A 6,602-nucleotide genomic window follows, 5' to 3' on the forward strand; every position below is an offset into this window, starting at 1 on the left:
AGCGCCGATGGTACTGCATGGGAGACTGTGTGGCAGAGTAGGACGTTGCGAGGTAAGTATTAAAGATAGTCATAATGGCTGTCTTTTTTTTTATCAAATTTTGGGATGGTGAACATATAGATATATAAAAATAGGAATCTCACCGATAATGTGGAATATTAATGGTTATTCTGTTAAAATATAGATGAATATGCTAGAATTTGTGTTAGTGAATATTATATTTCATTATCATATGTTTTCTAAAAAATTTAATTGATCAAAGTTTATTTTAAAATTATCAAGATATATAAAACCAATAAACTTATAAAGAATGAATTATATTATTTATAACTTATATGGTTGAAATTTCATTTGAGAATCTATATAGTAATTAGGTAGGAATTATTGTAGCTTTAATATGAATTTATTATGCTGACTTTATAGCGTTGTTAAGATGAACTATGATAAAAATAACTAATAATTAATTTACAAAGGAGACAGATATGCCTAATATTTTTGACGGACTTAGAAAAATTTCAGATAATGACATCATTGAACAAATTGCATTACTTGAAACAATGAATGTGACAAATATATCAAAGCCAATTATACAAAAGGCTAAGAAAAGAACTATAAGTATAATTAATTTTATAGGAAGTAAAATAGGAAAAAATCGTGTGCTTGAAGAACCGGAAGTAAAAGAAATATGGGCTTTGGTTGACGAAAAAAAAGAGGAATTGGAAAAGTGTACAAGAAATGAGTTAAATGAAAGGTTGTTCAACATTCTTTCCGAAAAAGCTAATGATGATTTAGAGAGTGCAACAGAGGATGAAGTATCAATAGAGGTAATAGAGGAAGCAGCTAAACTATATAAAGTGCATAAAAACTTAACGCCAAACCATAAGGCTGATATTATTTATTCAAAATATAATGAAAAGCTTAGTGGTAAGGCTAAAGAATATATAAACGGACAAGCATTTGTAGATCTACAAGAAACTACAAAAGATATAGAAGAAATTATAAGTAGTATGGATGAAGAACAAAAAAGAGAATTTACTCAATCAGTAGATGTTGCAAAATTGACATTTCTTAATGTATGGAAAAAATTAGATAGGCAACATTTTATAAGACTTATATGGTTATGCGTTAAGGCTTATGGAGGTAGATTTACTGTGAAAGAAGAAGAACTTCCGAGTTTTGTAACAAGTGAAGAGGAAGTGGAAGCATTTAAAAGAGAAGAAGAATTAAAGAAGTCGCAGGAAGAATTGTTAAAGTTGAAAAAACAAATAGAATTATGTAAGGATAAAATAAATTCTATTGAGAATAGTTTAGAGAAAGAAAAACGTCTATTGAAGAACGCAATTAGAAGTAGAGATAAAGCGGAAGAAGATATAATAGATTTGGGGAAAATACATATTAAATTAACATCAGTCAAGAAATCATATGAAGATGAATTAAAAGAGATTAAGGTTAAAATGGAAAAAGCACCATTAGAGGAACTAGACTCACTTATGGAAGAATTTAAAGTAGTTAAGTTTGAAGAAATTGATGTAAATAATAAGATTTCAGATATTAATATAAAGGCCACATATAAGAAGGAATTGATAGATGATAATGTTAAAGCAATATCTATTAAAGAGGAAAGTATAAAAAACATTGGAATGGAATTTCAACATTTAAAAGAGGAAGCACATAACTTGGTAGATGCTTATAACAAAATGAAAAGTGATGTGAGAAATAAAGAAGAAGAAAAGAAGAGTGAAATATTTAAGAAATGGAGCCATTTTTTTAATAAGTTTACTTTTAATTTTGATAACTTGGGTAATGTAGTAAGCTTTACCCGAAGCGAATTACTTAAAATCGAACAATGTTTACATGAATTACATTTTACAAATGATCCAATGGCTTTAAGCATGGGAGTAATAGAAAGTAAAGGCAATAAGAAAAAAAAGGAAGAATATGAATACATAGATGTAAGCTTCTTAGATGGCTTTAAAATAGAGATTCAGTTTAGGATATTGGAAAATGGAGAAAAGACAGTACATATAGATGAAATCACTCCGGAATTTTAAATTATCTCATAAGTTATTTTTTTACAAGTATTTGGATAAAATTATAATTATGGAATATTTGCTTAGAATATAAGGTAAGGAGATAATAAAATGAATAGTTCTGAATTAACATCAGAAGATGTTAATGAAATTCTTAAAGATCAGAAAGAGTTTTTTAGCACTCAGGCTACTAAGAAAATAGAATTTCGAATTAATCAATTAAAAAAACTTAAAGAAAGTATAAAAGATTATGAAAGTAAAATTAATGAAGCTTTAAGTCTTGATTTGGGAAAACATGAATTTGAATCATATGTAACAGAAATAGGATTTGTATATTTGAGTATAGAAAATACAATTAATAATTTAAGGAAATGGGCAAAGCCTAAAAAAACAGAAACACCGATATTTTTAAAGCCTGGAAAAAGTTATATAGTTAGCGAACCTTATGGAAGCGTGTTAATAATCGGTCCTTACAATTACCCGTTTCAACTCATTATTGAGCCGTTAATAGGTGCAATAAGTGCAGGGAATTGCATAGTAATAAAGCCTTCTGAAATTTCATTGAATGTTTCAAATATAATAAGTGAAATGATTTCAAAAATATTTGATAAAAAATATATAAGCTGTGTAGAAGGAAGTATTAAGACAAATATTTCATTGATAAATGCTCCATTTGATTATATATTCTTTACTGGAAGCGTAAGTGTTGGAAAGATAGTAATGAAAGCGGCAGCGCAAAATTTGATTCCAGTTACTCTAGAGCTAGGCGGTAAAAGTCCAGTAATAGTAGATGAAACTGCTAATATCAAAATTTCTGCTCAAAGGATTATTTGGGGAAAGACTTTAAATGCAGGGCAGACATGTGTAGCTCCAGATTATCTTATGGTTAGTAAAAATATTAAAGATGAGCTTATTAAAGAAATGAAAAATGCCATAAAAGAATTTTTTGGAGATAACGTTAAATCTAGTAAATATTATGGCAGGATAATAAATGATAAACATTTTAACAGAATAAAAAATTTAATTGATAAAGATAAAAGGGGAATTCTTTATGGAGGAAGTTATGATGAATATGAAAGGTTTATAGAGCCAACAATTATAGATGTATCAGCATTTGAATCGGAAAGCATGAAGGAAGAAATATTTGGGCCTGTACTCCCTATTATTGAGTTTGTTAATTTTGATGAGGTTGTAATGAAAATCAAAAAAATGCCTAAACCTCTGGCTCTTTATATATTCACTAATAATAAGAAAATACGAGAAAGAGTCATCGAAGAAATACCTTCAGGAGGAATTTGTATAAATGATACTTTAAATCATTTAGCAAATAGTAATTTGCCATTTGGAGGTGTTGGAAATTCTGGTATAGGATCTTATCATGGAGAAGAGAGCTTTAAAACATTTTCTCATAGAAAAAGTGTCCTGAATAGAGGAACAAAAATAAATATTAGAATACTTTTTCCACCATATAGCGCAAAGAGTATGACTTTAATTAAAAAATTTCTTAATTAAAATAATAAATTTCTATTAGGAAACTAAGTTTTAATGTTATTAAAAAGCAAAATGCTGATATATCGTAGGTTATAATAATAATAATTTTATTATATATAGGCTACGATATATTAAAGGTTAGTATAATTTCCATAGAAGAATAAATTTATTACTGGTCTAATGAAATGATAAGTAGCTTGAATTTTTACTTATAAATGATGTAGTGAAAAATTAGAGCCATAACTTCGAATATAAATCCTATTGAGCATACTCCAATCCAACCGAAATATTGCCAGCTTAAAGGTGCTAGAAATGAGCCTAATGATCCACCAAGAAAATATGAAACCATAAATACAGTATTAATTCGGCTACGTGCTTCATCACCAAGCTCATGTATCCTTGCTTGATTGGAAACTTGACCAGCTTGGGTTCCTAAATCTAGTAGTATAACACCAACAATTAAACCATAAAGTTTATATCCTAAAATGAAAAAACATATATAAGATAAAGTAGAAAAAATAATGCTTATTCCCACTGTAAATTTAGGGGTTTTTTTATCAGCAATTCTTCCAACAAAAGGTGCGGCGGCAGCTCCAGCAACCCCTATTAAACCAAGCAATCCAGCTTCACGTGTTCCAAGATTATAAACGTGAGAACCTAATAAAAAAATAACAGAAGTCCAAAATGCACTGAAAGCTCCAAACATCAATGCTCCATTTATAGATGCTTCTCTTAAAGTTTTCTCTTGTTTAATTAGAGGAAATATGGAGAGTATTAGCTTAGCGTATGATATACTAGAGTTTGGTATGCTTGTTGGAAAAAAGTTTTTTATTATTATTGCAAAAAGTGCCATTAAGAATGCAGCACAGAAATATACTGATCTCCAACCAAAAGCTTGGCCGACAATCCCACTAAATGTTCTTGATAGTAATATTCCTATTAGAAGTCCACTCATAACATTACCTATTATTTTTCCACGTTCTGAAGGTTCTGCCAAATGCGCAGCAAATGGAACTATTAGTTGAGGAATTATTGTTGTAAATCCAACTAACAGAGAAGCAATTAATAAAATTACGTAATTAGGAGAAATAGCAACTAATAGCAAAGAAATACCAACAACTATAAGCATTTTTATAATTAGATTACGACGTTCTTTTATATCTCCAAGTGGAACAAATAGAAATAATCCTAGAGCATAACCTATTTGGGTTAGAGTTACAATAAATCCTGCTTGAGATTCTGAAATATTAAAGTTTGTAGAAATTTGTGTTAGTAATGGCTGAATAAAATATAGGTTTGCAACTGTAGCCCCGCAAGTAATAGCCATAATTAATATTATAAATCTGTTTAATTTAAAATTTGATTTATGAGTCATTTTAATCCTCCACAATACTGTATTGATTTATGTATAGATACTATACATATAATATAAAATAAAATACCTTGAAAAGGTATCTTATATTTTGTCTTTAAATTGCTTTAGAAAATTATACAAAAATTCTTTATTTTCTCTGCTAGCACTTCTCAATAACTCTTTTATAACAAGATTGTATTGGTTGTGATAGCTTTTATGATTTTTATATGCCACCTCACCTTTTTCTGTAAGCTTCAATATTAGTTTTGAATTACTATCAGAACTCGCCTCCTTAAATAGATAGCCCTTATTTTCTAATCTCTTTATAGTTTGTGAGACAGCACCTCGCGTAATCTCAAGTTTTCTTGCAATAGCTGAAATATGTAAGCCCTCATTTTCTTTTATATATTGCAGCATGTGTATTTCGGAATGATATAGATTTGAATCTGTTCCAAAATTTTTAGCTTTCAAATCTTTTTCAAAGAAACTACATATTACTTCCAGAAATATTTCACTAATTTCTTTATTGTCTAATAATTTATCCATAATAAATATTGTATAGATGCTACACAATGTTGTCAAACGTTATAATGTAATAGATAATGCTTTAGTGAAGATGATAATGAATATAAAAATATACTAGTTAACGTATATTAATTATAGTTAAAAAGTATAATGATAATAATTTTATAAATTTGCTTTAGTCTATATACAATTTAAAATAAATTCAAATATAATAGGAGAAATTAATTATGAATTATACTATTTATGATTTGATAGAGAGACTTATTGATATTGAGAACAATGCATTAGAGGTATATAAAAAAATTGAAGAAAATGCAAAAGAAAAGAATTCTAAAAATATTGAGATTATTACAAGAGTGATTAGAAAGGAAGAAATTAAACATATCAAATATTATGAGCGATTAAAAGAGAAATTTAACTATGAACTCAATGATACTATTGATTTTTACTTATATGACAAAGTTGTAAAGCTTTTATATGAATTTAAGAGTCAAATTAGAATTCCTCATGTAGACAATGTTCAGGATTTAATAAAATATTCATTAGAATTTGAGAAAAATAGCATAAGCTTACTTCTAGATATCCGGGGAAGATTACTTGGAAACTTAAATGATGTAAACAATAATGTATATAAGATTATCTCAAATATTATAGAAGAAGAAAGGAGACATGAGAAAATGTTTAGTGATTTGGTTTTGAAATAATATTTAAGATATAACTTCTAGGAAACATTAATATATGCATTGAAGTATAGTAAGTCTATTAGTAAACTATTTCTAGTGTGTCAGTATAAATAAAATTTAGAATAATGACATATAATAGAGAAAAGCATGAATAATCTTATAAAATCAGGGAATAATTTAAATTGTGAGTAATTTAGAAATGTTAAGATAAAACACATCGCTAAGATATATAAGCAAAAACAACTCAAGTTTACAAGATACTTGAAATGTAAAATTATAAGTTTTATGAAAAATGTTGACAATATTAAATAGCGATGGTATGATTTAATTCGTTGCTAAAGATTATAAAATTCAATAACTTAAAGCTAATAAAACATCTAAGAAAAAATGTTTGAAAAGTTTTAAGAAAGGTTATTGACAAAGTCTGAAAGCGATGATATACTGAATAAGCTGTCAGAAACGACAGAAACTTGTAAGTCTTATAATAACAGGATTTAGAAGGAAAAATTGGTCTTTGAA

General features: G+C 27.6%; 5 protein-coding genes. 3 read left to right on the plus strand and 2 right to left on the minus strand.

From position 1 onward, the window contains the following. Positions 1-482 precede the first annotated feature (482 nt). Positions 483-2,051, plus strand: coding sequence for a hypothetical protein (locus L3B96_RS26905; RefSeq protein WP_238949042.1), 1,569 nt, complete (start codon positions 483-485; stop codon positions 2,049-2,051). 90 nt (positions 2,052-2,141) lie between these two features. Further along, positions 2,142-3,542 carry an aldehyde dehydrogenase gene (locus L3B96_RS26910; RefSeq protein WP_238949043.1) on the plus strand — a complete coding sequence of 467 codons (1,401 nt, stop codon included), beginning with the start codon at positions 2,142-2,144 and terminating at the stop codon, positions 3,540-3,542. Positions 3,543-3,726: 184 nt separating this feature from the next. Here the strand turns inward: L3B96_RS26910 and L3B96_RS26915 are convergent, their stop codons facing one another. Further along, positions 3,727-4,896, minus strand: coding sequence for an MFS transporter (locus L3B96_RS26915; protein ID WP_023977041.1), 1,170 nt, complete (start codon positions 4,894-4,896; stop codon positions 3,727-3,729). Between the two features lie 81 nt (positions 4,897-4,977). Continuing rightward, positions 4,978-5,421: a MarR family transcriptional regulator gene (locus tag L3B96_RS26920; protein WP_017210204.1), complete on the minus strand. Its 444-nt coding sequence runs from the start codon at positions 5,419-5,421 to the stop codon at positions 4,978-4,980. A gap of 206 nt (positions 5,422-5,627) precedes the next feature. On the opposite strand from L3B96_RS26920, the gene L3B96_RS26925 reads away from it, so the two are divergent. Further along, positions 5,628-6,104, plus strand: a complete 477-nt coding sequence (locus L3B96_RS26925; RefSeq protein ID WP_023977040.1) for a hypothetical protein — start codon at positions 5,628-5,630, stop codon at positions 6,102-6,104. The last annotated feature ends 498 nt before the right edge of the window (positions 6,105-6,602 follow it).

Origin of the sequence: Clostridium sp. YIM B02569 (assembly GCF_022320765.1) — a bacterium.
GTDB lineage: Bacteria > Bacillota > Clostridia > Clostridiales > Clostridiaceae > Clostridium > Clostridium beijerinckii.